The organism is Mesorhizobium sp. NFR06, assembly GCF_900115245.1.
Taxonomy (GTDB): domain Bacteria; phylum Pseudomonadota; class Alphaproteobacteria; order Rhizobiales; family Rhizobiaceae; genus Mesorhizobium.
On sequence record NZ_FOVT01000006.1, the window covers coordinates 22,339 to 43,650 of the forward strand.

Genomic DNA, 21,312 nt, shown 5'->3' on the forward strand with positions numbered 1-21,312 from the left:
CGGCAGGACAGAGGGGGGCGCTGTCCCGCCAGCATTTCAGCGGTCGGCATTCCAGCTGCCTAGCAAGTCGCCGCCTTGTACCCGGCCTACACCGATAAGCCGCGTCCCGTCGCGCCCCCCCTCTGCCCTCCCGGGCATCTCCCCCACAAGGGGAGATCGCCGCTTCCTCGCCTTGCAAATCCCTGCCGAAATGCCATCTAAGTCGCCGGCATTCAGGAGAAAACCAGGTGACGCAGCGAAGCGGCAGCGCCGACCTGCCGCTGCATGGCGGGCGGGTTCCGAAATGGCTGGGCGAGCGCATGACCAGGCTCGGCGCTGTGCTGTGCGAGGCGATCATCCACCATTACGGCCGCGACGAGCTGTTGCGGCGTCTCGCGCATCCCTTCTGGTTCCAGTCCTTCGGCGCCGTGATGGGCATGGACTGGCATTCCTCCGGCATCACCACTTCCGTCATCGGCGCGCTGAAGCGCGGGCTGAACCCGATGGCGGGCGAGCTCGGCATCCATGTCTGTGGCGGACGCGGCGCGCACTCGCGCAAGACGCCGGGCGAATTGCTGGCCATCGGCGAGCGCGTCGGCATGGACGGCGAGGCCCTTGCCACTGCCAGCCGCCTCGTCGCCAAGGTGGACAGCGCCGCCGTTCAGGACGGCTACGACCTCTATCTGCACGGTTTCATCGTCACCGATGACGGGCGCTGGGTGGTGGTGCAGCAGGGCATGAACGGCGACGCCCGCCAGGCGCGCCGCTACCACTGGCTGTCCGAGGGGCTGACGAGCTTCGTCGACCAGCCGCATGCGGCGATCGAGGGCGAGCGCCAGGGCGAGATCGTCAACCTCACCGACCATCGCGCGGAGAAAGCGCGCGGAAGCCAGGTCGAGCTTTTGAAGACGATGAGCCCGGAAAAGATCCTGGCCGAGCTTGCGGTGCTGGAGCCGCGGCCTGTGCCCGAACCCGCCGCGCAGCCGCTGCTGCCCAACCTCGTCATGCCGGCGCATCACGACGTGCGCGAGAGCGACATCGTCATGCGGCGCCTGCACGGCAACATCGCCTCGGCGATCGAAAGCGGGCCGAAGGATTTTCCTGAATTGCTGCTGGTCCCCGGCGTCGGCTCGCGCACGGTGCGGGCTCTGGCCATGGTCTCGGAAGTGGTGCACGGCGCGCCCTACCGCTTCTCCGACCCGGCGCGCTTCTCGCTCGCTCACGGCGGCAAGGACCGCCACCCCTTCCCCGTGCCGCTGAAGGTCTATGACGAGACGATTTCGGTGCTGAAATCGGCGGTGAGCAAGGCGAGACTCGGCCGCGACGAGGAACTGCAGGCGCTGAAGCGGCTGGATGGGGAATCACGCCGGATGGAGCGCTATGTGACGGGGCCGAGTTTGAAGGAGATTGTCGCGGGCGAGATGGACCAGTCGCATTTGTTGGGGGGACGGAGTGTGTTCGGTTGGGAGAAGGGGCCCGAAAGTGAAGAGCCGAAGCCGCTGAAGAAGGGCGCTTGAGGCGCCGCGTTAGAGGCGCGCTGACAAAGACTATCGGTCGGCGCCGCCCCTCATTGCCCTGCCGGGCATTTCTCCCCGTATAGTGACGGGGAGAAAGGGGCTGTGGCCGCGGCTTTCGCCAATCACCAAAGGTCGCACAACAGGCGCCGGTGTTGCGGGCAGCCTCTTCTCCCCGTTCACGGGGAGAAGGTGCCGGCAGGCGGATGAGGGGCGGCGCCGACGGGGGCAATCTGGAATTTCGAAGCAACCGCGCGGTCCCACGATCAACCAGAACTTTCTGAGCCTCACCCCGCCCGCCTTCCCATCATCCCGTAATGCACCGCCAGCAGATCCAGCCCGACCTTCAGCAGCTTGACCACCACATCCCTTCCCTCGCCGGTGCGTTCGGCGATAGCCTTCACCGACTGGCCTTCGAGGCAGGTCTTGCGCACCACTTCCGCCACCTCCCAATGGGCAAGGGCGGCGGCGGCGTGGGTATGCGCCCGGCCGGCTGACAGCACGCGGTCGGGGATGCCGCCGCCGACGCGGCCGCCGTCGACGCGCTCGCTCCAGGATTGCGGCTGCAGGCCCTGGCGCTCGGCGCGCTCGAAATCGTCGCGAAAGCGCTGGCCGGCCTCGCGCTGCTGGCGGCTGAGGGAGGTGATGCCGACCAGAGGATCGACATTGCGCAGGCGCACGACGCCGCCGGTGGAGGTGTAGCCGCCGTTGGACACCTCGTAGACGCGGCGCGCCTCGGCCGTGCCGGCGGTGAGGCGCTGGCGGCCGAAGGCGTCGGGCTTCAGCGCGAAGTCATGGCCGACCTCGCGGCGGATGCGCACCTGCTCGGCCTCGCCCTTGGGGAGTTTCGGCGGCTGGGGTTTTTTGGCGGCTTTGCGGGGCATGGGTGGGGTTCCTTGTGGGGGTGGGGTGACAAACTGGAGAGGCCGGCGTTCCTTCGCGCCCCCCTCTGCCCTGCCGGGCATCTCCCCCACTTTGGGGGGAGATCAATCTCTTCGCGGGTTTCGCCAATCGCCGACGCTGCAGGAAAGGCGCGGCTGGGAAGCTGCCAATCTCCCCCCTCGTGGGGGAGATGTCCGGCAGGACAGAGGGGGGGCGCTGTCCCGCCGGCGTATCGAAATTGGCTGGCGCCTATCCCTTCACCAGCTTCACAGGTGACTGCGCTCCCCGCTTCGCCATCAATTCCCGCATCAGCCGCCGCTCGCGCACTTCGATCGAAAGCTGGGCGCTGGACGGGCAGAACTGGGCGTTGTCGACCTTGGCCTCGCCGCGGATGAAGCGCTGGATGGCGGCCTGGACGTCGGCGAGCTCGGCTTCCTGCACCGCCGCCAGATAGCCGCGCAGCTGCATCTCGGCGTCAGCCAGCGCGGATTGCGGGAAGCAACTGAACATCGCGGCCAAGGCTTTCGCCGCCTGCTGCAATTCGGCTGCGGTCATTGATCTCCTCGATGATTGCGTTGGCGGCATCGACATGGGTTTTTCGGCGATGCCGTTGCGGTGTTGATGAGTGTCCGGAAAATGCTTTCTTGTTGCGCGAAGCGAAGGCGGCAGCCTTCGTTCGGGGAGAAAACGCCGGGGCGCTTTCTCCCGTTGGAATCGTGGCTTCTGGATTCATGGCTTCTGGACTCTGGGGCCTATCCTGCCGCTTATCCCCTGCCCGCGCCCGCCGCTTATCCGAGGGCGAAAAAGTCCTTTCCTTGGAAAGGCTTGGATTGCCACCCTTGAGGCCGTTGCGGCGCGCGAGCCGAGCCTTGCGGGCGTCGGCTACCATGCGCCGGGAATAGATGCGGCCGTGGCGGTCGCGCGAGAAGACGCGGTTTTGTTCAAGCTCGCCGAGCAGCGCGCCAAGCTCGGCTTCCGCGCAACCGGCAAGACGGGCAAGCGCGGCCGCCTCCAGTCCCTTGCCGGCGATCGCGACATAGCCGATCGGCTCGTGTGATGCGGCAATGCACAGCATGCGCATCCACAGGCCCTGGGCAGCCAGCGAACAAAGGCGCAGGTTCGGATCGGACTCCCAGTCCGACCAGAAGAATTTCGACCAGATCGTGCCGCTCATGGGAAGACCGGAGCGGCGGGGCCGTGGCGGTTAGCCAATCTCCCCCCGCTCCTCACATCCCCCTCCCGCGATGGCCATGAAACCGGGCATGGTGATGCGCGCAGTAGGAGCGTGCGCCGGTGGTGCGCAACCCGCAGCACAGCATGTCGGGGCTGGGGCGCGCGCCGGGCGGATCATCCTCCGGATCGCGCAGCGCGAGGTCGAGCGGGGCGCGGCAGCGGCCGAACAAGCAATCGAGGAAGCGCATCGCCGCGACATGCGGCTGGCGGCCAGGGTTGACCGGGGGCGGCGGCGCCGGAAGCTTGTAGAGCTGCGCTTCGGATTTCTGGCGCTCGCCTAGGGCGAGCCAGGCTGGGGGCAGCGTGCGCGCGGGCTTGCGGGACTTGGGTCTTTTGGGGTTGGGGGCAGCACGGGCCTCGACGACATCCGTTTGCGCGGAGAACTCATTAGCGGAGACGCCGGCGGGACAGCGCCCCCCTCTGCCCTCCCGGGCATCTCCCCCACAAGGGGGGAGATTGGCAGTTCCAGCGCCGGCGTTCCCCATCAGCTCGGCCTGTCTGGAAAGCGCGGCGGGTTCGGTCAAACCTCCGGCCGCCACCCTGCCCCGCCGGCCAGGACGATCGGGTCGGGCGTGCTTCCTCGGCCTGCCGCCGGCGCGGCCGCCTTTGGGGTTGGCGAAGCCGATGGCGCTCAAGCCGGCGTTGCGGTGGACGATGCCGATGATGGCGTTGCGCGAGACGGGGCTGCCGCGCAGCGCGCTGAAGCGGCCGGCGATGCGCGAGGCCGAAAGCCCCTGCTTCAGCAAGGCGGCGATCTCGTCGATTTCCTTCTCGGTATAGGCTGCCATCTTCTCATTCCGTTGATTGCTTGGGCATGGGCTTGCGAAGGGCTCGGCTGAAGGCCAAGCGCCAGGGTTCGGCCGCGAGGCCGTCGGTCGGGTTCGGAAAAGGGTCGGGATCAGGCGGGGCGCGCGGCCCCTTCCAGTTCGCGAAGCCTGGCTTCAGCCGCGGCGCGCGTCAGGCCAGACACGGCCCGGCCCGTCGTCCGGTCGAACAGGATGACGGTGCCGTCCTCGGTGCGGATGCAGCTTGTGCCGCCCGAATTGGCGGCCGGAGCCGGGGGAGGAACGGCTCCGGCCGTTCCGGTGAACCGGGGTGCGGGCGGTCCAGCCGGATCCGGGGCAAGCGCCCCGGAATGCGCCGGACCGGGGAGGAGGACAGTCCGGACGATTCGAATTGGAAAGACGGGTCGAATTGGAAAGACGGGGGCAACGCGTTCATGCCGCCTCCCCTTGCATGGCGACGGCCCCTTGCAGGGCAGCGGCGCGGCCGGCCAGCCATTCGTAGCTGATGCCGGCAACGCCCAGCCGGCGGCTCGCTGCGACCACATGCGGCCAGTGCTGCGGCGCGATGCGGCCGCGCCGGCGCATCTGGCGCGCCGCCTCGTAGCCGCAGCCGACATCGGCGGCGAAAGCGCCAATGCTCTGCCAACGGTCGATAAGCCCCGAGACACTCGTGGGCAGCCCCGAGATACTCGTGGGCGGCCCCGAGATGTTCGTCGGCGGCCCGAAGGCGCCGGCGGGCGGCGCCGGAATCACGGGCAATGCGGAAATGCTTGCAGGATGCTCATTCATGCGCTAAGCGTACGTTATGTACGAAAAGCACGCAAGCGAAATCGTACACTTTGGACGATAATTTTCAGGCATTTTGTACGATGATGGATTCTCGGCACAGATTGCAGCAGGCGCGAGCCCAGGCCGGCTATGCTTCGCCCAGCGATGCGGCGCGCGCGCTGCGCGACATCAACAAGAACACGCTGATCAGCCACGAGAACGGCAACCGGCCGCTGTCGCGCAAGGCGGCGGAGAAATACGGCCGGCTGTTCGGCGTCGATCCCGGCTGGCTCCTGTTCAACGGCGACGGCGCGGAAGCGGCGCCCGTCCACCTTGCGCCCTCGCCCGTCACCATAGACGTGCCGATCGTGTCCTGGATCAGCGCCGGCGAACTCGGCAGCCAGGACAGCGTCGTCAACCTCTCCGACTATCCGACCATTCCCACCGCCGACCTCGAGGAAGGCGAGTGGATCGCGCTGCGCGTCGACGGGCCGTCGATGAACAAGATCTCGCCGCCGGATTCGATCATCTTCGTCAACCTGCGCGACAAGCGGCTGGTGACCAATGGCTGCTACGTGATTTCCGACGAGACGGGACGGGCCACCTACAAGCGCTGGCGCCCGAACGACAACCCGCCCTTCCAGCCGGCGTCCTACCTGGACATTCCCCCGCCGGAGCTGGAAGGCGCGATCACGATCATCGGGCGGGTGAAGCGGTCGATGATCGATATGTGAGGGTAGCGCCGCGGCAGCGAGCGGCTCGCCGCCCTACCAGCAGTGTAGAGCAGTCACAGTCTACACAAAGAACAAAAAAAGAACTTTTGCGACTTGTGCTTGTCTTCGAAATCCCGTTAGATCACGGATGCGTGAGGCTGGGGTCCCGTTGCTGGGAGGGGGTCGTGAACAAATCGGTCAGGGAAAATCTGATTTTCATCCTGGTGGCGCATGCCTGCTTCCTGGCGGAGCCGGCCATAGTGCATGGCGAGGACATGGACTATCACCCGCAAAATTTTACCCAGCCTCTGAGCGCCGCCAGAGGCACAATCACTCCGGCTGGCGGCGGCGCCATCTACCTGAAGCCGGAGGATCGCTGCAACCTGGTGGTGAAGGAGTTCGGCTGGGACCGAGACCAGTGCGGCACGATCGACCAGCTGATCTTCGGCTTCACGCCGGAGATCGATAACCTCACGGTCGAACAGCCCGTTTCGGACGGCTATGTCAGCCTGGCGGACTGGGATTCCGGCGATCGTAACGAGGAGATCAGCTCCATCGAGGAGAGCTTCAAGGAATCGGTGAAGGCGCAATCGCAGCGCGTCGGACAGGACATCCGCTTCGACGGCTGGCTCGTCTATCCGCAGATCGATAAGGGCAAGAACATCCTCTACTACGCCAACATCCTCAACTGGGGCGGCGACAGGACGATCAACATCTCGGTCTCGATCTTCGACCGGCAGGGCTATGTGCCGATGAAGATCGTGCCGGTGAACGGCAACATCGCGGCCGAATCCGTGCAGAAGATCGTCGAGGCGTCGGCCGCCGCCTACAAGCCGAAGGCCGGAAGCTCCTATTTTGAATTCTCCAGCGGCGACAAGGTAGCGGGCTACGGCGCGATGGGCGTGCTGGCGGCAATGCTCGGCGTCAAATACGGCAAGGCCGCGGGCGTCGGCCTCATCGCGCTGGCGCTGGTGGTGCTGAAAAAGGGCGCCTTCCTGCTGCTTCTGCCGCTGGTCTGGCTGAGAAAGCTGTTCAAACGCAACAAGGCCGATAGCTGATCGCTGGATAACCGGCGCATGGCCGAGCGAGCGGATGACAGCCGGTTGATAGGACTGGTGCGAAAATGGCGCCTGCCGCTGTTGCTTCTGCTGGCCGGCCTCGTCGTCCTCGACTTCCGGGGCGCCATGGGGATCGCCGCAAATCTGACCTATGCAGCCTGTATTGGCAATGGGACCGACCCCGATCGGCGGCTCGAAGCCTGCACACATATCGTGGAGGACAAGGCCGGGCGCGCCGACAAGCGCGCAATAGCCTATTTCAAGCGCGCCTATGCGTGGGCCGCAAAGGGTGATTATGACCGCGCCATCGCCGACAGCGACGACGCGATCAATATCGATCCGAAATATGCCGTTGCCTACTACAATCGGGGCATCTTCTGGTCGGGCAAGGGTGACGACAACCGGGCCATCACCGATTTCGGCCAGGCGATCAGCTTCGGTTTCAATGGCGCCGACGCTTACCAGAACAGGGGCGCGGCCTGGGCATCCAAGGGCAATTACGAGCGCGCCATCGCCGACTTCACCCAGGCGATCGATATCGACCCGAAACAGGCCAGAGCCTATTTAGCCCGGGGCACGGCCTGGGGGCAAAGCGGCGATTACGATCGCGCCATCGCCGATTTTACCCAGGCGATTGGCGTCGATCCGGCTGGCGCCGATCCCTACGCCTACTACAGCCGAGGCGTCGCCTGGTCGCATAAGGGCGACGACGACCGCGCCATCGCCGACTACGACCGGGCCGTGGATCTCGATCCCAAACTGGCCGACGCGTACTACGGGCTGGGTCTCGCCTGGGCGCACAAAGGCGACCACGACCAAGCCATCGTCGACTACGACCACGCCATCGCGCTCAACCGGAAATCCGCCGATTTCTACAGTGCCCGAAGCGCCTCCTGGAAGGCGAAGGGGAACCGCGAACGCGCCGAGGCGGACCGGAAGGCGGCGCTTGGCCTTGGGGAGAAGTAGACGCCACCTCGTGCGGCGGCGATTGGTGCCGGCAGCCGCGCGGCCAATCTCCCCTCACGGGGCGAGATTGGCCGTGTTGACGGCCTACCCCAAAAACTCATTCGTGAAATACGCTCCGACATCCGGCTTCTCCTTCAGCGCCTTGCCGTTGCCGTCGAGCAATATCCCCGACGCAAACAGATAGCCGCCCATCGCCTCCATCTTCGCCTTGTCCATCGTGCCGATGGCGCCTTTCGCGTTCTTCAAAAAGTGCCCATCGTTCAGCGCCTTCAGCGAGGCGTGCACCAGCGCCGGATTGGTCAGCGTGTCCTTGTTGGCGGCGATCAGCAGCTCGCCGGCTTCCTCGGCGCGATCGACGGCGAGCGCGTAGCCGCGCCGCGTTGCCTGGACGAAGGCTGCCGCCCGCTTCGGGTCTGCGGCGAGGAAGGCGTTGCTGGAAACGATCAGCGTGGTGTGCTCGTCCGGCACCCCGTAATCGGCGTAGCGGAAGCTGCGCTGCTTCAAGCCCTTCAGCTCGGCCTCGACGCCTTCCCAGGTCGAAACTTCCAGCGTGAAATCGACGGCGCCATTGGCCAGCGCCTCATAGGCCGAGGTGCCGAGCGTCACGGTCGAAAAATCGCCCTTGCCGCCGTCATGGCGGATGATGGTCCGGAGCAGCGCGTTCTCCCAGGCGCTGCCGAAGCCGCCATAGGTCAGGCTGTCGAGATTTTTCGGGCTTTTGATCGCGGCGCGGTCGGCGTTGAAGACGACGCGGCCGGTCTCGGACTGGACGACGGCGTAGACGGCTTTCAGGTCGGCGCCGGCGCTCTTTTGGGTGAACAGGCCGAGTGAACCGGAAATGCCGAAATCGGCGACGCGGTTGGCGACCAGCGTGCCCGAGCCGGTGTCGCCATAGGGCAGGATTTCGACGTCGAGACCGGCATCGCGGTAAAAGCCCTTGTCGCGGGCGACGAACAGTCCGATGTGGTTGGTGTTGACGGTCCAGTCCAGCGCGACGGTGATTTTTTGCGGCGTGGCGGCCCTGGCGATGGTGGGCAGCGGCAGGCCGGCGGCCAGAGCCAGAAACAGCGCCTGGCGGCGGGTGAAGTCGGTCATTTCAACTCTCCATCGGATGATCGGGAAATCGGGATCGGCTGGCCAAGCAGCGTGTCGAGGATGCCGGCCTCGATCGCGGCCGCCTCGCGGGCGAGCGCCGCACTTTCGGTGCGCGGGCGCGGCAGCGGCACCGCCACCTCGCTCACCACGCGGGCGGGCCGCGCCGAGAGCACGTAGATGCGGTCGGACAGGAGCACCGCCTCGCGCACGTCATGGGTGATCAGCAGCGCCGTCCAGCGGTTGCCTTGCCACATCGTCTCCAGCCAGCGCTGCATGGCGGCCCGCGTCAGCGCGTCGAGCGCGCCGAACGGCTCGTCGAGCAAAAGCATGTCGCGCTGCTGCACCACAGTGCGCAGCAAGGCGGCGCGCTGGCGCATGCCGCCCGAAAGCTCGGCCGGCCAGGCGCGCTCGAAGCCGGCAAGGCCGAACCCGGCGAACAAGGGCGCGACACGCTGGCGCGCGGCGCGGCGCGAGAGCCCCTGCACCTCGAGCCCGAGCGTCGCATTGTCGATGACGCGCCGCCACGGCATCAGCGCGTCGCGCTGCGGCATGAAGGCGAAACGGGCGCCGTGATCGTCGAGCGGCGCGCCGTCGAAGCGCATCGAGCCCTCGCCCTTCAACGCGCCGGTGAGCAGCTGGAACAGCGTCGACTTGCCGGCGCCGGAAGGGCCGAGGATCGAGACGAACTCGCCGGCGCCGACATCAAGCGACACGCCGGCCAGCACCTCGAGCGCGCCGAAGCTTTTGCGGACGTCGCGGAGCTCGAGCCGGGTCATGGCCGATCCTGCGCGGATGGGTCGGACCTGGCTTCGCGGCCCGCCTTCCCGCTCCTTGCATTTTCCCAGGGCATGGCGATCTGTTGGACGAGCACGGCAAGTCCGAACAGCGCCAGTGTCAGAACCGAGCTGACGGCGACGGCGGCGAGCACCAGGTCGGGGCGGAAATTGTTCTTGGCGCTGAGCATGTAGATGCCCAGCCCTTTGGCCGCGCCCGCATATTCGGCGAAGATCGCGCCGACCACGGCATAGGTGATGGAGATCCTCAAGCCGGCGAAGAAATAGGGCAGCGCCGACGGCAGCCGCGCCAGCCGGAAGATGCGCCAGCGCCCCGCCCCCATCGCGGCAAGCATCTGGGCGATCTCCTTCTCGGTCGCGGCATAGCCCTCGACCAGCGCCACCATCATCGGGAAGAACGTGACCAGCGCCACCAGCAGGATTTTCGGCAGAAGCCCAAAGCCGAACCACAGCACCACCAGCGGCGCGATCGCCACCAGCGGCAGGGTCTGGCTGGCGATCAGCAGCGGCAACAGCGCGCGGCGTAACGGGGCCAGGAAATCGACCAGCGCCGAGAGGATGAAGGCGGCAAGGAGCGAACAGGCGAAGCCGGCCAGCGTGGCGCGGATGGTGGGCAGCGCGTTTTCAGCGAGCGCCGCGCGGTTCTCCCAGGCTTGCTGCAGCACGCGGGAGGGCGCGGGCAGCATGGTCGGCGCGATGCCGCCGAGGCGGGCGTAGAGCTCCCAAGCGGTGAGGAGCAGCGCGAAAGCGAGGACGGCGGGGACAGCCTTGGCGAGAGCCGAAGTGACGGCTGATCTCCCCCCTTGTGGGGGAGATTGGATGTCGCCCCGGCTTTCGCCAATCGCCGATGGCCCCACTCCCTCTTCCGAGAGGCGGTCGGATGCAGGGATAATTCCCCCACGCATTGGATCGAACGAAACAGCCACGACATTTACCTCGGCAGCGCTACGCGCTCAAACCGCGCTCGGGCTGTTTGCCGAAACGGTGATGTCGAGGGTCACGTGGCCCGCACTCGGGCCGAAGCGGCAGAAGGCTTCGGCGAGCGTGGCAAACACCGCGCCGGCGTCGCCGCGCAGCTTGGTGCAGAAATGCTTGGAGCGCTCATAGACGCCGGACTGCTTCAGGAAATCGATGCAGCCATAGATCTCGTCCATGTGGTCGCCGGTGCCCATGACATAGAGCGAGAACTGCGCCGCCGTGGGCTGGTTGGTCGAAGGCGTTGCCTGCACGGCGCGCAGCGCCGCCAGCTTACGCTCCTCCAGCGGAATCGCCGGGCCGCCGATCTCGTGCGAGCGGCAGATCGGATCGTCCGGCTCGCCGGGGCAGCCGCGCGAGACGGCGGCCGACAGCACGCAGTGCTTGCCGCTTCCGGCGGCTGCCACGAACAGGTCGCGCATGGCCGGAAACAGCACTTCGGGCGGCCCGACCAGCAGTGTCGAAATGTCGTCGGTCTCGATCCTCAGCCTGTCGCGCCAGGGATCGAGCGCGCCAAGCGCGCCAAGGATGACGCCGACGAAATCGTCGGCCATGGGATAGAGGGAAATCTGTGCGCCGGAAAACATGGCCCGCCTCGCTCCGCTGGTATTATCCAGATCAGCTTTAGGGTCCGGAGGCTTGCTGCCCCCATCTCAGCCCCGACCGTACGGAGCACCCCTGTGGATGGGCGCGTTAAAGCACTGTTCGGGCGCTTGGGAAAGCTTTTTTTGACGGCGTCGATTGGGCCAAGGGCATCTCCCCTTGGGGAGATTGTCCACGTTATAAGATCTTCACCATTTTCTTATAACCGCCTTGCAATCCAGCCCGGCATGCTTCAGTTATAAGAGAATTGTATAATTCTTATAATTCAACCACGATGGGAAAGCAGGCCATGAAGACCATCGATCTCGCCTATCGCACCCTCTATGCCGAGCTGGTGCAGCGCAGCCTGGACGCCTCCTTCGAGACGGACTTCTCGACGGCGGGCAATTTCGTGCGCGTGCCGGTCAAGGGCCGCGACTACTGGTATTTCGAGGAAACCCGCCCCGAGAAAACGAGGCGCTATGTCGGCCCGGCCGAGGATCCTGAGATCGCCAAGCGGGTCGCGGCTTTCCGGGAGATCAAGGACGATCTCAGGAGCCGCCGTAAGCTGGTCTCCACGCTTGTCCGCGATGCTCACCTCACCGCGCCCGAACCTTTCACCGGCGATGTCGTCGAGGCGCTGGAAAAGGCCGGGCTCTTCCGCCTGCGCGCCGTGCTCGTCGGCACGGTCGCGTTCCAGACCTATGCCGGATATCTGGGTGTGCGCCTTCCAGGCGCCGCGCTGCAGACCGGCGATGCCGACTTCGCGCAGTTCCATTCCGTTTCGGCCGAAGTGGGGGACAGCCTGCCGCCGGTCATCGAGGTGTTGAAGGCGGTCGACGCGACGTTCCGCGAAATCCCGCACCGGACGGATGCCGGCCGCGCGACACAATACGAGAACGCCGCGCGCTACCGGATCGAGTTCCTCACCCCCAACCGCGGCAGCGACGATCACGCCGACCATGCGAGCCCGATGCCTTCGCTCGGCGGCGCTTCAGCGCAGCCGCTGCGCTTCCTCGATTTCCTGATCCGCGATCCGGTGCGGACGGTGCTCTTGCATCGCTCCGGCGTGCCGGTGCTGGTCCCCTCGCCCGAGCGCTTCGCCGTCCACAAACTGATCGTAGCGGCGCGCCGCGAGCGAAGCGCTGCTGCCAAGCGGGATAAAGACCTCCACCAGGCGAGCCTGCTGGTCGAGGCGTTGGATGCAACGCGGAGGCAGGATGACCTTGCCCACGCCTTCGCGGAAGCGTGGGAGCGAGGCGACGCCTGGCGCGAGGCGCTACGCACGGGCTTGCAACTGCTTCAGCCGGACAGGCGGGAAATGCTCAAGCTCGTCTTGGGCAAAGCTCTCGATGCAAATGGCATTAATCTCGAAGGTTTTACGACGCGGCCATGAATCGCCCCTCAATGGGAGAGCGTTCATCGTTCAAATTGTACGATTCTCGCTTGCTTGTTCTTCGTACATAAAGTACGATATTTCCCTTACTTTGAGGGGATTTGCTTGAACACCGCGAACCATGCCGCTTTCGCCGACCTCTCCCGCCCCTTGCAGTCGCCCTTGCCGCTCGCCGAGCGCGAACGTCTCGCTTCGGCCTGGCGCATGGCCAGCCAGGACATCGCCGACGACATCCGCTTCATCCGGCAATATCTGAAGGTGATCGCCGCGAAGGAGGAGCGGCTTTCGACCGGCACGCTGGTGCATGGCCGCGCCTATGTCGAGGCCTGCGCCGCCTGGCTGCCGGAGACGGTGGCGCGATACCTGCGCAATCTCAGGCTGATCAGCGAATGCGAAAGCGCCATGCTTGCCGCCGGCGTGCGGTTTGCCAGGTCGAGCGATGCCTGGGAGTGATCCGCCTACGCGTCGCGTCGATACGGATTCAGGCGACGCGCTTCAGGGCAATTCCAGGAAAAGTGCGACACGGTTTTCCGTCAGGAATTGTGTCAAAACAAAGAGATAGAGCTTTCCGCCGTTTCCGTGGAACGGTGAAAAGCTCTAGGGACCGGCACCGGCCCTGGCAGGCCTTTGCAACCCTTGCGCCACTCCTTGGAAAATGCATCGTTTTACACAATTGCCAATTGGTGGACGCGGGCGAGCGGCCGGTAGTTAATTCCTCTCAGGCAAAGGAGAGTAAGCCGCGTAGCAGGGAGGAACACGTTTGATGCAACAGCAAATCGACATCGGCATACAACCCGACGATCAGCCCTATGAAGTCACCTCGTTCGCAAGAAAGCACGGACTGACGGTCCCCGTCGCGGACGCGGTGCTTTTCGCCAAGGGGCCGTCGCCGTCGCGGGCCGCCTGCGACACCGCCGCGCTTGCCCTCCGCTGCGCGGTCGCCCTCTACGCCAGAAAGCAAACGGGGCGCTAGCGTCTTCCCTTACCAACCAAACCGCATTGCCCCACTGCCGCCGGGCTGACCGCCGGCAAGGGCGATGCCCAGCGTGCCGGTCAGCTGGCGTGCGCGGGCGAAACCTTCGCCCGGCGCACGGCGCCGGTGGGCGCTGGCTTAGCCGCAGGCCGAATGCCCGCCCGAGACAAGGTCGGGCGCGGCAAGAGCGGCCGGGCGCGACCTGGTTGGGAAATGGAAACGGGCGCTGTTGGCTGGACGTCAGGCCTTGGCCTTCTTGGCGGGAGCCTTTGCCTTGACGGGCTTCTCGGCCTTGGCGGCCTTCGGCTTGTCGACCTTGGCGGCGGCTGCCTTCTTGGCAGCCTTCTTCGGCTTGCTCTCGGCATCGATCTCGGCCGTCGCCTGCTCCCAATGCTCCATATGGGCGCCTTCGGGGCGGCCGGCCTGCTCCCAGATCTCGTGCGCGCGCTGGCGAATGCGTTCGTGCCTGTCGTCCGTCACTGTCGCCTCCTAAGGTTGGGACGTTCCCCGGCACGAACTTTAGCCGAATTTTCATGCGGCGTCTTGCCGATGCCGAACTTCGGCTGCGATTTCTTCAGTGCTCGTCGGCGACGATGGCGACGCCAAGAAAAGCTGCCTTCTTCGTAATCAATCCGGCCAGATCGGCGTCGGAGCGCTCGGTTCCCGTGCGCTTGCGCAGGATCGCTATCGCGTCCTTCATCGACAACAGGCCGGTGCAATGCTCGGCCAGAAGCTTGTCGACGTTCTTGGCGATGTCAGGTGATTCGACGTGTGGGTGATGCATGGCAACGGCTCCTTCCCGAAATTCGTTGCCTCCCAAACCGCTGCTCATTTTAGACACTATGCACAAATGCGAGAAGAGCCCGATCCTTCGCCGATGGGTCGGGGAAGGATCGGGCTCCCATCGGGCTCTCCAAGGAACCAGGCGTTACTGGATTACCTCGACGACCCTGCGCGTGCTGGGGTCGATCAGCACCGTGTGGTCGTTGACGACCGCATAGCGGTACTGCACGTCGGGCACAGTCTGCAGCTCAACCGTGTCCGGCACAGTCGAACCGATGCCGAGCTCGAGGCCGAGCACATTGACCGAGGCGACCGGATGCCTGTGGACATATTCCTTGACCACGGTGTGCTGCTCGGGGGTGATGATCACCTCGTCCGCGGCCGCGACGCCGACGCCGGCCATCAGAGCCAGACCGGCGACAGCTGGAATGAGGGTGGTTTTCATCGTTTCTCTCCTGTTGCGTTGGCGAGCTCCGCCAGTCTCCGCGGGGGCGGAAACACAGACAGGTCGAACATGGGAGCTCCTGGGGCAAACGCTGCCGGCAAGGTGTTGTTCCGTCAGCGACGACTAATTGATCTGGCGGAACCTTCGCATCGGCTCCGCATTGAAAGGCTTTGAAATCCCCAAGGCTTTGAAATCCCCAAAGCTTTGGAGCCGAGAGAGAGTGCCGTGGCCATGCGAGAAGGTTCCATCAGAAGCGACATCCAGCTTCCAGCCCCGGTGGCCATCGCCGTGGGCGCCGGCTTCAAGCGCGAGATCGCGTCGCTCACCGCGATGCAGAACTTTCTCAAGGAATGGCCGCTGGCCTCAAGGGGCGAAAGCTACTGCCTGGCGGTGCGCGCCTGCGAGGCGGCGCGGGCCGGAGACATCGATCTCGACCAGGCGCGGCAGGCGTTCGTGCTGTTCGCGAGGAAGGCCGGGATCGAATGGACCGGCGCCGACCCGGTCGCGGTGCTGCGCGAAGCAAAGATCCGGCGCAACCGGGTTCGCGAAGGCCGGGCTCAGCAACAGCGACACGTGCCGCGATAAACCCTCGCCTTCATCGAGCCCTGCGGCCACCTGGTCGCGCCATGCGCGGCGGCCTGCCATGGATCTGGCGCGCCTCCCTGAAAACGGGTTGCGCCGCGCCGCCGCGGACCGCCGCCTTGACGGCCGGCGGTCGACTGGATCGGTCGGTTATCTTCGGCTGGTGGGCTGTCAGTTCGGCGTCGATTCGCCCAGCGCCTCGGTGACGAAGGACGCGGCGATCAGGTCGTCCGCGTCAATACGTAGGGAGCCCTCGCCGCCCCCCATGATGGCCGCGACCTTCTGGAAGGTCTTCATCTCATGTTCGGTGATCCGGGCGTCCCGCATCCTGGCTTTCAGATCGGCGACGCGCATCCCAAGCGAAGGGGATGTTCCTATTTCTCGTCTCGACATGTTGGTCAGTCTCCTCCCCACCCGTGCCTATTTTGCCGCCGCCCGAATCCGCATCCTGCGCACGCTTGTGTTCTGGTTGAGGCAGATGCGAACACAGATGCGCCAACGCGATGCCCAAGCGAAGGTTCCGTTAGCATTTGGTAACGAATTAATACTGGTTAACGGCCAGCCGCCGGACCGGCGGCTGGCCATCCCCGAATGCATCCTACTGGATGACCTTGACGATCTTGCGCGTGCCCGGATCGACCACGACCGTCTGGTTGTCGACGACGACATAGCGGTATTTGACGTTCGGAACCTCGTGCAGCTCGACGGTGTCGGGAAGCACGCTGCCGACGCTGAGCTTGACGCCCGGGATCTCGATCGAGGCCAGCGGCTGCTTGTGGACATATTCCTTGATGATGGTTTCCTGCTCGGGCTCGATCACGACATCCTGCGCGGCGGTGGCGCCGACACCGGCGAGAAGCAGCAGGCCCGCGGCGACATTGGTAAGGTGCATTTTCATCGATCATCTCTCCTCTGTGGACGAAATCGCCTCCTACGCTGCGCCTGCGATTTCCACAGCCGGTCGGCATTTGCCCCTAACGCCACCCGCCAAGGCTTGTTCCCGCAAAAATTGGCTGTCGCCGCAAAGAATTCGCGGCTCGTCCGTGCCCCGCAAAACGGCGCTGCGCTCCGGCGCGGCAATTTCGGAACAATGCGTTTCGGGCGGGGTTACCCAAAACGAAGGGACAGACTGTTCCGAGGAGAATCAAAATGAAACATCTGCTCATCACAAGCATGATTGCGCTGGGTGTCGGTTGCGGCGCCGCGATGGCGCAAACCGAGTCCGCGCAGCCCAGCGGCGGCGACAATTGCGTCGCCGGCCAGGCCGACTGCCAGAAGGGCGGCAAAGCGGGCGAACAGGCCCAGGGCAAGATGAAGGCGCAGACCGGGCAGAATGCCCAGGGCAAGGCCAAGATGCAGACCAATGAGCAAGCCCAGGGTCAGGCCGGCACCAGCACCGAGCAACAGGCCCAGGGCAACACCAAGATGAAGACCGAAGAGCAGGCTCAGGGTCAGGCTGGCACCAAGACAGAGGAGCAGGCTCAGGGTACGGCCAAGTGCAAGACCGGCATGGCCAACTGCCCGAAGGGCTCGAAGATGAACGAACAGGCCCAGGGCAAGGCCAAGATGCAGACCAATGAGCAGGCCCAGGGCAAGACCGGCACCACCACCGAGCAGAATGCCCAGAGCAAGACCGGTACCAGCACCGAGCAGAACGCCCAGGGTACCACCAAGATGCAGACCCAGCAGAATGCCCAAGGCAAGACCGGCACGGCCACCGAGCAGAAGGCTCAGGGCAACACCAACGTCCAGACTGACCAGGACAAGACGGCGTCGATCAACAATGTGACGGTCGAGCAGAAGACGCAGATCACCCAGATCATCCACGAGACCCACGTCCAGCCGGTTCGCGATGTCACCTTCGACATCTCGGTCGGCGTCGAGATCCCGCGGCACAAGATCCGTCTGCATCGCCTGCCGGCCCGCATCGTCAAGATCGTCCCGGCTTACGAAGACTATGAGTACTTCGTGCTGGCGGACGGACGGATCGTCATCGTCGATCCGAACACTTACACGATCGTGGTGATCCTGGAGACCTGATCCGGGCAGCATGAATGAACAAAGGCTCGTCGCGTCGGCGGGCCTTTTTTCTTGCGAGGGCATGGCGGCATGCCCGCAAGTGTGCAGCTGTCTCGGGGCAGCGACATGCAACAACACCAGGATTTTGAGCCCGCCGCCTGAATCCGTTTTCAGCGCGACGCGCTCTGGTCGTGCCTTGAATGCACGCATTTTTGGGAACGAAGTCGCGGAATTCCCAGTTGTGACAACGGAAGTCCTGCGTCCGTAGTCCCTTTCGGATCGGACGAAAGGGCGACGGGGCCGCCTACAGCTTGCGGTCCCACGGGAAAAGGTGCAAGGGTCGTGACGGGTAGAGATATGGGCGAGATCGTCGACGACCGGACATGGTCGCGGCGCTCGGTTGGGCAAATGTATTTTCCGCAGTTTCTTGTGGGAATGGTTGCAACGCTTCTGGCGATCCTCGGCTGGACATTCCAGTCCACCGGGTCGATCTGGGCTGCACTGGGCTGGACGTTTCTTGCCGCCCTCATCCTGCAGGTGGGCTACTTCGCGGCGGTGGTGTGGCTCGTGCAGCGCGAAGGACGCGAGGCCGACGAGGCCAAGCCAAGCGAGGGCGCCGCATCGCCCGCCAAAATGCCGGGTCCGTTCGAACGGGACGGCATCATCCAAGCGCTGATCTCGCGCTTCTTTCCAAGACTACCCTAAAGCACTTCACCGTTTTACGGAAACGGCGAAACGCGCTTCGTTTGACGCAATTCCTGACGGAAAACCGTGTCACACTTTTCCTGGAATTGCTCTAATCCCGAGAAGAAAGACAGACGCGGCTCGCGCCTGACATGTGCAAGCCGAGCGGCGCAAACGCCGCCCGGCTTTATGAGCAATGAGCGGGTTATCCTAGCGCGCTGTGGCAGGCGTTGCCGAGCGCACCGCCTGCGCGGGCGAGAACACCATGTAGGCAAAAACCAGCACGCCGGCCGCGACGATCAGCGAACCAATGCCCAGGATCGGCTCGACGGCGTCCATTCCATAGGCGTATTTCAGGTAGAGCGGCGGTAGCATGACGACGAGGCCGAGCGTGTAGAGGCCATAGTGGATCATGGCGAGACGCTTCTCGGCCTTGGCCGGATTGAGCGCGTAATAGCCGCCGAAGATGGCGCTGGTGACCCAGCCCAGAAGATTGAAATGCGCGTGCGCCGGGAAGGCGCCGTGATCGCCCGAAATCCCCATCTTGACGCCGATGGCGATGCCCAGCAGGAAAAAGATGATGGCGGTCTTGAAGAAGAGTTCCGATACCCGTGGCATATGCTTTTGCTCCCAATGCCTTTGTAAACCCGACTCAAAGTCTACATCCAGCGGGTCACATTAGCCATGGCGCAGCCAATGCATGTCGCCCAAAAGTGCGCAGCGGTTATGTCGCCTGCGCCGTCGAACTCCTGTATGTTGGCCGGAAAGCACGGAGAGCGCAATGAACGTGACGCTTGCAAAGCCGGAAGATGCCGCCGCCGCATTCGCCGAGGCGTGGAACCGTCATGACGCGAGCGGGCTGGCGGCCCTGTTCTCACCGGACGCCAATTTCGTCAATGTCGTCGGCATGTGGTGGAAGAACCGGGAGGAGATCGAGCAAGCGCATCGCGCAACCCATGACACGATCTTTCGCAACAGCCGATTGGATGGAAGGGTCTCTTCGGTTGTCGAACTGGGGACCGACGTCGCCTCCGTGCACTTTACGTGGACCCTCCAAGGCGCCCTCGCACCGGACGGTTCGCAAGCCGGCACGCGGGAGGGCATCCTGCTTCTCATTGTTCACAATGGGCCGTCGGGCTGGCGCATCAGGGTCGCCCAGAACACAGACATCGTTACGGGAATGATTGCTCCCGCCGGCAAGGGCAAGCGTTAGGCATGCCGAGAGGACCTGGGGCTGGCGCCTTGCATGCGCGCTGCATTTGGGCAATGCTCCGATCGGGGGAATGGTTTCCGTGATTTCGGAAGCACGATTACATGTTCATTGACTACTACGAACTTCTGGAAATAAGCCCGAACGCCAATTCTGAGACAATCGAGCGGATTTTCCGCTACTTTGCCATGCGTTTCCATCCTGACAATCAGGAAACCGGCAATGAAGCGCGCTTCAGCGAGATCGTCGAAGCCCACAATACGCTGCGGGATCCGGTAAAGCGGGCCCAGTACGACATCGTTTATCGCCAGAATCTGGGCCTTCGCCACGAACTCACGGCGGAAGCGCGCGACGGTGGCGGCATGGAAAGGGATTCCGTCATCCAGGCCAATCTGCTGTCGCTGCTTTATGTGAGACGCAGACGCGACGTCAACAATCCGGGCATCGGCGACGACGAGCTCGAGCGCCTGTCGGGCTGCCCTCGCGAGCACCTGGAGTTTCATCTCTGGTACCTGAAGTCGAAGGGCTTCATCGGCAGGACCGAGAACGGAACATTCGCCATCACGGTGGAAGGCATCGATCACGCCGGCGTCAAGCACGGCCGGGATCGTCCCAACGCCACCCGGCTGCTCGATCATGCTGAATGAAGCAGCCCGCTTCGCCGGCCATCAAAAGCCCGCCTGCTGGCGCTTGAACCAGCGGCGGGCTCGATGAAGGAACAGCTACATCCCTGAGGAATCGACTGTCGTCTCCTGAACTCCCGGTAACTGGGCTCGGCTCCACCGGGTACAGCGGAGCCTGAACCATGCGCCATTGGGGGCAAGAACGGGGAGCGCACAGGTGACATAGGCGCTGAGCGTCACCGAAGACAAGGCGACTGAGGTCTGACGCACCGTCGAAAATTGGCCCGGTCCGCGGCGCCAAAACCAATCTCACATGAAAACGCCGCCGGCAGGGCCGGCGGCGTTTTCGTTCACCCTCTGGTCGGTTCGACCGGCCTATGGGGTCGTCGCCGTGGCCGCGGCTTCGGCGTCGATCTTGCCGGCCAGCGTATCCTTGGCCCAGGCGGTGACGTCGGCGTCGACCGGCTTGTTGGCCATGTCGGCAAGGGCGGCGTCCAATGACGCATCGGTGGGGGCGACGTTGTTGGCAGCCGCAGTCTGGGCATCCGCGATCGCTTTGGGATCGTCAACGGTAATGGCCGTGTTCAGATCTGCGATCTGATTTTGGAGATCCGTAATTTCCGCTTGCTGCGTGGCCGGATCCAGCAGCGCCAGCTGCGCAGTGAGGTCGGCCAAGGCGGCCTGATCGGCGGCCAGCTTGGCGTTTGCCGCGTCGACCGCTGCCTGCGCGTTCTTGGCTGCCGCGGCCTGCGTCACATAGGCCTGGATGGCGGCGAACTTCGGGCTCTTGGAATTCATGTAAGCGTTGATGTTGCGCTGCAGCGAGTTCAACCGGCCGAGCTTGGCGTGGATGTTCTTGTCCTTCGGCGTCGCGGCGGTGGTCGTGTCGTCGGTCGAGGCGTCGTCCGACGCGCTGTCGTCGGTGCTCTTGGCGTGGCCCGGAGCAGAACCCGACTTGCCATGCGAAGCGCCGCTGTTGCCGTTGCCCCCGGCATTGCCGCCGCCGCCATTGCCGTTGCCATGGCCGCCGCCATTGCCGTTGCCGCCGCCATGGCCGCCGCCATTGCCGCCGGCGCCGGCAAGCGCGGGAGCCGCCGCGAGCGCCAGAATGGCGAGTGAGGCCAGAAGTGTCTTTCGCAATGTCATTGTCCTTCTCCGCAGATGAATCGATGGCCCAACCGCTAGGCAGCCTCTTATGAGAATTTCCTAATGACGTCGGATAAACTTTAGGCAAATGCGGTTGCTAAACGAGA

The 21,312-nt window shown here is 64.6% G+C and carries 28 protein-coding genes and 1 riboswitch; of the genes, 12 read left to right on the forward strand and 16 right to left on the reverse strand.

What is annotated here, in order from left to right:
• Window positions 1-227: 227 nt before the first annotated feature.
• The gene (locus F3H96_RS12585) at window positions 228-1,496 is read left to right on the forward strand and encodes a DUF763 domain-containing protein (protein ID WP_149802071.1); all 1,269 of its coding nucleotides are present in this window, start codon (window positions 228-230) and stop codon (window positions 1,494-1,496) included.
• A 284-nt stretch (window positions 1,497-1,780) separates the two neighbouring features.
• On the opposite strand, the gene F3H96_RS12590 is transcribed toward F3H96_RS12585, so the two are convergent.
• From F3H96_RS12590 to F3H96_RS12615, 5 genes are all read right to left on the reverse strand, one after another.
• Window positions 1,781-2,377, reverse strand: a complete 597-nt coding sequence (locus F3H96_RS12590) for a DUF6456 domain-containing protein (protein WP_149802072.1) — start codon at window positions 2,375-2,377, stop codon at window positions 1,781-1,783.
• Between the two features lie 247 nt (window positions 2,378-2,624).
• Entirely contained in the window at window positions 2,625-2,894 is a 270-nt protein-coding gene (locus F3H96_RS12595; protein WP_188131372.1) for a hypothetical protein, read from the reverse strand.
• Window positions 2,851-3,549, reverse strand: a complete 699-nt coding sequence (locus F3H96_RS12600) for a hypothetical protein (RefSeq protein WP_149802074.1) — start codon at window positions 3,547-3,549, stop codon at window positions 2,851-2,853. The genes F3H96_RS12595 and F3H96_RS12600 overlap by 44 nt, the downstream gene beginning before the upstream one ends.
• Before the next feature lie 52 nt (window positions 3,550-3,601).
• Window positions 3,602-4,396 (reverse strand): GcrA cell cycle regulator, encoded by a 795-nt coding sequence (locus F3H96_RS12605; RefSeq protein WP_149802075.1) that lies wholly within the window; start codon window positions 4,394-4,396, stop codon window positions 3,602-3,604.
• Window positions 4,397-4,825: 429 nt separating this feature from the next.
• Window positions 4,826-5,182 (reverse strand): hypothetical protein, encoded by a 357-nt coding sequence (locus tag F3H96_RS12615; RefSeq protein ID WP_244619980.1) that lies wholly within the window; start codon window positions 5,180-5,182, stop codon window positions 4,826-4,828.
• 80 nt (window positions 5,183-5,262) lie between these two features.
• Between F3H96_RS12615 and F3H96_RS12620 the strand changes: the two genes are divergently transcribed.
• The 3 genes from F3H96_RS12620 (at window position 5,263) to F3H96_RS12630 (ending at window position 7,898) form a co-directional block, all read left to right on the forward strand.
• Entirely contained in the window at window positions 5,263-5,895 is a 633-nt protein-coding gene (locus tag F3H96_RS12620) for a S24 family peptidase (protein WP_149802077.1), read from the forward strand.
• 164 nt (window positions 5,896-6,059) lie between these two features.
• A complete protein-coding gene (locus tag F3H96_RS12625) occupies window positions 6,060-6,932 on the forward strand; it encodes a DUF2167 domain-containing protein (protein ID WP_149802078.1) in 873 nt (290 codons plus the stop codon).
• 18 nt (window positions 6,933-6,950) lie between these two features.
• On the forward strand, window positions 6,951-7,898 hold the full coding sequence (locus F3H96_RS12630; RefSeq protein ID WP_149802079.1) for a tetratricopeptide repeat protein: 948 nt from the start codon (window positions 6,951-6,953) through the stop codon (window positions 7,896-7,898).
• A gap of 84 nt (window positions 7,899-7,982) precedes the next feature.
• Here the strand turns inward: F3H96_RS12630 and F3H96_RS12635 are convergent, their stop codons facing one another.
• From F3H96_RS12635 to F3H96_RS12650, 4 genes are all read right to left on the reverse strand, one after another.
• Window positions 7,983-8,993, reverse strand: a complete 1,011-nt coding sequence (locus F3H96_RS12635; RefSeq protein ID WP_149802080.1) for an ABC transporter substrate-binding protein — start codon at window positions 8,991-8,993, stop codon at window positions 7,983-7,985.
• Window positions 8,990-9,769 (reverse strand): ABC transporter ATP-binding protein, encoded by a 780-nt coding sequence (locus F3H96_RS12640; RefSeq protein ID WP_149802081.1) that lies wholly within the window; start codon window positions 9,767-9,769, stop codon window positions 8,990-8,992. The genes F3H96_RS12635 and F3H96_RS12640 overlap by 4 nt, the downstream gene beginning before the upstream one ends.
• A complete protein-coding gene (locus F3H96_RS12645; protein WP_244620010.1) occupies window positions 9,766-10,608 on the reverse strand; it encodes an ABC transporter permease in 843 nt (280 codons plus the stop codon). The genes F3H96_RS12640 and F3H96_RS12645 overlap by 4 nt, the downstream gene beginning before the upstream one ends.
• Before the next feature lie 132 nt (window positions 10,609-10,740).
• The gene (locus tag F3H96_RS12650) at window positions 10,741-11,349 is read right to left on the reverse strand and encodes a YkoF family thiamine/hydroxymethylpyrimidine-binding protein (RefSeq protein ID WP_149802082.1); all 609 of its coding nucleotides are present in this window, start codon (window positions 11,347-11,349) and stop codon (window positions 10,741-10,743) included.
• Window positions 11,340-11,452, reverse strand: a riboswitch (TPP riboswitch). Its footprint overlaps the gene before it by 10 nt.
• Window positions 11,453-11,654: 202 nt before the next feature.
• Here F3H96_RS12650 and F3H96_RS12655 point away from each other — a divergent pair.
• From F3H96_RS12655 to F3H96_RS12670, 3 genes are all read left to right on the forward strand, one after another.
• Window positions 11,655-12,740, forward strand: coding sequence for a GSU2403 family nucleotidyltransferase fold protein (locus tag F3H96_RS12655; protein ID WP_149802083.1), 1,086 nt, complete (start codon window positions 11,655-11,657; stop codon window positions 12,738-12,740).
• Between the two features lie 105 nt (window positions 12,741-12,845).
• The gene (locus F3H96_RS12660; protein ID WP_149802084.1) at window positions 12,846-13,193 is read left to right on the forward strand and encodes a hypothetical protein; all 348 of its coding nucleotides are present in this window, start codon (window positions 12,846-12,848) and stop codon (window positions 13,191-13,193) included.
• Between the two features lie 310 nt (window positions 13,194-13,503).
• The gene (locus tag F3H96_RS12670) at window positions 13,504-13,713 is read left to right on the forward strand and encodes a hypothetical protein (protein ID WP_149802086.1); all 210 of its coding nucleotides are present in this window, start codon (window positions 13,504-13,506) and stop codon (window positions 13,711-13,713) included.
• 240 nt (window positions 13,714-13,953) lie between these two features.
• On the opposite strand, the gene F3H96_RS12675 is transcribed toward F3H96_RS12670, so the two are convergent.
• The 3 genes from F3H96_RS12675 to F3H96_RS12685 form a co-directional block, all read right to left on the reverse strand.
• Entirely contained in the window at window positions 13,954-14,193 is a 240-nt protein-coding gene (locus tag F3H96_RS12675) for a DUF2934 domain-containing protein (protein ID WP_149802087.1), read from the reverse strand.
• A 94-nt stretch (window positions 14,194-14,287) separates the two neighbouring features.
• The gene (locus tag F3H96_RS12680; protein WP_149802088.1) at window positions 14,288-14,497 is read right to left on the reverse strand and encodes a hypothetical protein; all 210 of its coding nucleotides are present in this window, start codon (window positions 14,495-14,497) and stop codon (window positions 14,288-14,290) included.
• A 144-nt stretch (window positions 14,498-14,641) separates the two neighbouring features.
• Entirely contained in the window at window positions 14,642-14,941 is a 300-nt protein-coding gene (locus F3H96_RS12685) for a DUF1236 domain-containing protein (protein ID WP_149802089.1), read from the reverse strand.
• A 276-nt stretch (window positions 14,942-15,217) separates the two neighbouring features.
• On the opposite strand from F3H96_RS12685, the gene F3H96_RS12690 reads away from it, so the two are divergent.
• Window positions 15,218-15,526 (forward strand): DUF982 domain-containing protein, encoded by a 309-nt coding sequence (locus F3H96_RS12690; protein WP_244619981.1) that lies wholly within the window; start codon window positions 15,218-15,220, stop codon window positions 15,524-15,526.
• Window positions 15,527-15,694: 168 nt separating this feature from the next.
• Here the strand turns inward: F3H96_RS12690 and F3H96_RS12695 are convergent, their stop codons facing one another.
• Both F3H96_RS12695 and F3H96_RS12700 read right to left on the reverse strand, forming a co-directional pair.
• Window positions 15,695-15,916: a hypothetical protein gene (locus tag F3H96_RS12695; protein ID WP_149802090.1), complete on the reverse strand. Its 222-nt coding sequence runs from the start codon at window positions 15,914-15,916 to the stop codon at window positions 15,695-15,697.
• A gap of 205 nt (window positions 15,917-16,121) precedes the next feature.
• Window positions 16,122-16,421, reverse strand: coding sequence for a DUF1236 domain-containing protein (locus F3H96_RS12700; protein WP_149802091.1), 300 nt, complete (start codon window positions 16,419-16,421; stop codon window positions 16,122-16,124).
• Window positions 16,422-16,672: 251 nt separating this feature from the next.
• Between F3H96_RS12700 and F3H96_RS12705 the strand changes: the two genes are divergently transcribed.
• Entirely contained in the window at window positions 16,673-17,563 is an 891-nt protein-coding gene (locus F3H96_RS12705; protein WP_149802092.1) for a DUF1236 domain-containing protein, read from the forward strand.
• Window positions 17,564-17,899: 336 nt separating this feature from the next.
• Entirely contained in the window at window positions 17,900-18,247 is a 348-nt protein-coding gene (locus F3H96_RS12710) for an exopolysaccharide production repressor protein (RefSeq protein WP_244619982.1), read from the forward strand.
• A gap of 189 nt (window positions 18,248-18,436) precedes the next feature.
• Here the strand turns inward: F3H96_RS12710 and F3H96_RS12715 are convergent, their stop codons facing one another.
• A complete protein-coding gene (locus tag F3H96_RS12715; RefSeq protein WP_149802093.1) occupies window positions 18,437-18,844 on the reverse strand; it encodes a hypothetical protein in 408 nt (135 codons plus the stop codon).
• Window positions 18,845-19,007: 163 nt separating this feature from the next.
• Between F3H96_RS12715 and F3H96_RS12720 the strand changes: the two genes are divergently transcribed.
• Window positions 19,008-19,439 carry an SgcJ/EcaC family oxidoreductase gene (locus tag F3H96_RS12720; RefSeq protein WP_149802094.1) on the forward strand — a complete coding sequence of 144 codons (432 nt, stop codon included), beginning with the start codon at window positions 19,008-19,010 and terminating at the stop codon, window positions 19,437-19,439.
• A 101-nt stretch (window positions 19,440-19,540) separates the two neighbouring features.
• Window positions 19,541-20,083, forward strand: coding sequence for a J domain-containing protein (locus F3H96_RS12725; RefSeq protein ID WP_149802095.1), 543 nt, complete (start codon window positions 19,541-19,543; stop codon window positions 20,081-20,083).
• 351 nt (window positions 20,084-20,434) lie between these two features.
• On the opposite strand, the gene F3H96_RS30480 is transcribed toward F3H96_RS12725, so the two are convergent.
• Window positions 20,435-21,205 (reverse strand): hypothetical protein, encoded by a 771-nt coding sequence (locus F3H96_RS30480; RefSeq protein WP_188131373.1) that lies wholly within the window; start codon window positions 21,203-21,205, stop codon window positions 20,435-20,437.
• Window positions 21,206-21,312 lie beyond the last annotated feature (107 nt).

Excerpts from the sequence above, each read along its gene's own strand:
- F3H96_RS12710 (WP_244619982.1), top strand. The coding sequence starts at position 17,900 with ATGGGCGAGATCGTCGACGACCGGACATGGTCGCGGCGCTCGGTTGGG.
- F3H96_RS12635 (WP_149802080.1), bottom strand. The coding sequence starts at position 8,993 with ATGACCGACTTCACCCGCCGCCAGGCGCTGTTTCTGGCTCTGGCCGCC.
- F3H96_RS12685 (WP_149802089.1), bottom strand. The coding sequence starts at position 14,941 with ATGAAAACCACCCTCATTCCAGCTGTCGCCGGTCTGGCTCTGATGGCC.
- F3H96_RS12655 (WP_149802083.1), top strand. The coding sequence starts at position 11,655 with ATGAAGACCATCGATCTCGCCTATCGCACCCTCTATGCCGAGCTGGTG.
- F3H96_RS12680 (WP_149802088.1), bottom strand. The coding sequence starts at position 14,497 with ATGCATCACCCACACGTCGAATCACCTGACATCGCCAAGAACGTCGAC.
- F3H96_RS12600 (WP_149802074.1), bottom strand. The coding sequence starts at position 3,549 with ATGAGCGGCACGATCTGGTCGAAATTCTTCTGGTCGGACTGGGAGTCC.
- F3H96_RS12640 (WP_149802081.1), bottom strand. The coding sequence starts at position 9,769 with ATGACCCGGCTCGAGCTCCGCGACGTCCGCAAAAGCTTCGGCGCGCTC.
- F3H96_RS12700 (WP_149802091.1), bottom strand. The coding sequence starts at position 16,421 with ATGAAAATGCACCTTACCAATGTCGCCGCGGGCCTGCTGCTTCTCGCC.
- F3H96_RS12705 (WP_149802092.1), top strand. The coding sequence starts at position 16,673 with ATGAAACATCTGCTCATCACAAGCATGATTGCGCTGGGTGTCGGTTGC.
- F3H96_RS30480 (WP_188131373.1), bottom strand. The coding sequence starts at position 21,205 with ATGACATTGCGAAAGACACTTCTGGCCTCACTCGCCATTCTGGCGCTC.
- F3H96_RS12615 (WP_244619980.1), bottom strand. The coding sequence starts at position 5,182 with ATGAATGAGCATCCTGCAAGCATTTCCGCATTGCCCGTGATTCCGGCG.
- F3H96_RS12715 (WP_149802093.1), bottom strand. The coding sequence starts at position 18,844 with ATGCCACGGGTATCGGAACTCTTCTTCAAGACCGCCATCATCTTTTTC.
- F3H96_RS12725 (WP_149802095.1), top strand. The coding sequence starts at position 19,541 with ATGTTCATTGACTACTACGAACTTCTGGAAATAAGCCCGAACGCCAAT.
- F3H96_RS12620 (WP_149802077.1), top strand. The coding sequence starts at position 5,263 with ATGATGGATTCTCGGCACAGATTGCAGCAGGCGCGAGCCCAGGCCGGC.
- F3H96_RS12650 (WP_149802082.1), bottom strand. The coding sequence starts at position 11,349 with ATGTTTTCCGGCGCACAGATTTCCCTCTATCCCATGGCCGACGATTTC.
- F3H96_RS12670 (WP_149802086.1), top strand. The coding sequence starts at position 13,504 with ATGCAACAGCAAATCGACATCGGCATACAACCCGACGATCAGCCCTAT.
- F3H96_RS12590 (WP_149802072.1), bottom strand. The coding sequence starts at position 2,377 with ATGCCCCGCAAAGCCGCCAAAAAACCCCAGCCGCCGAAACTCCCCAAG.
- F3H96_RS12630 (WP_149802079.1), top strand. The coding sequence starts at position 6,951 with ATGGCCGAGCGAGCGGATGACAGCCGGTTGATAGGACTGGTGCGAAAA.
- F3H96_RS12720 (WP_149802094.1), top strand. The coding sequence starts at position 19,008 with ATGAACGTGACGCTTGCAAAGCCGGAAGATGCCGCCGCCGCATTCGCC.
- F3H96_RS12695 (WP_149802090.1), bottom strand. The coding sequence starts at position 15,916 with ATGTCGAGACGAGAAATAGGAACATCCCCTTCGCTTGGGATGCGCGTC.
- F3H96_RS12605 (WP_149802075.1), bottom strand. The coding sequence starts at position 4,396 with ATGGCAGCCTATACCGAGAAGGAAATCGACGAGATCGCCGCCTTGCTG.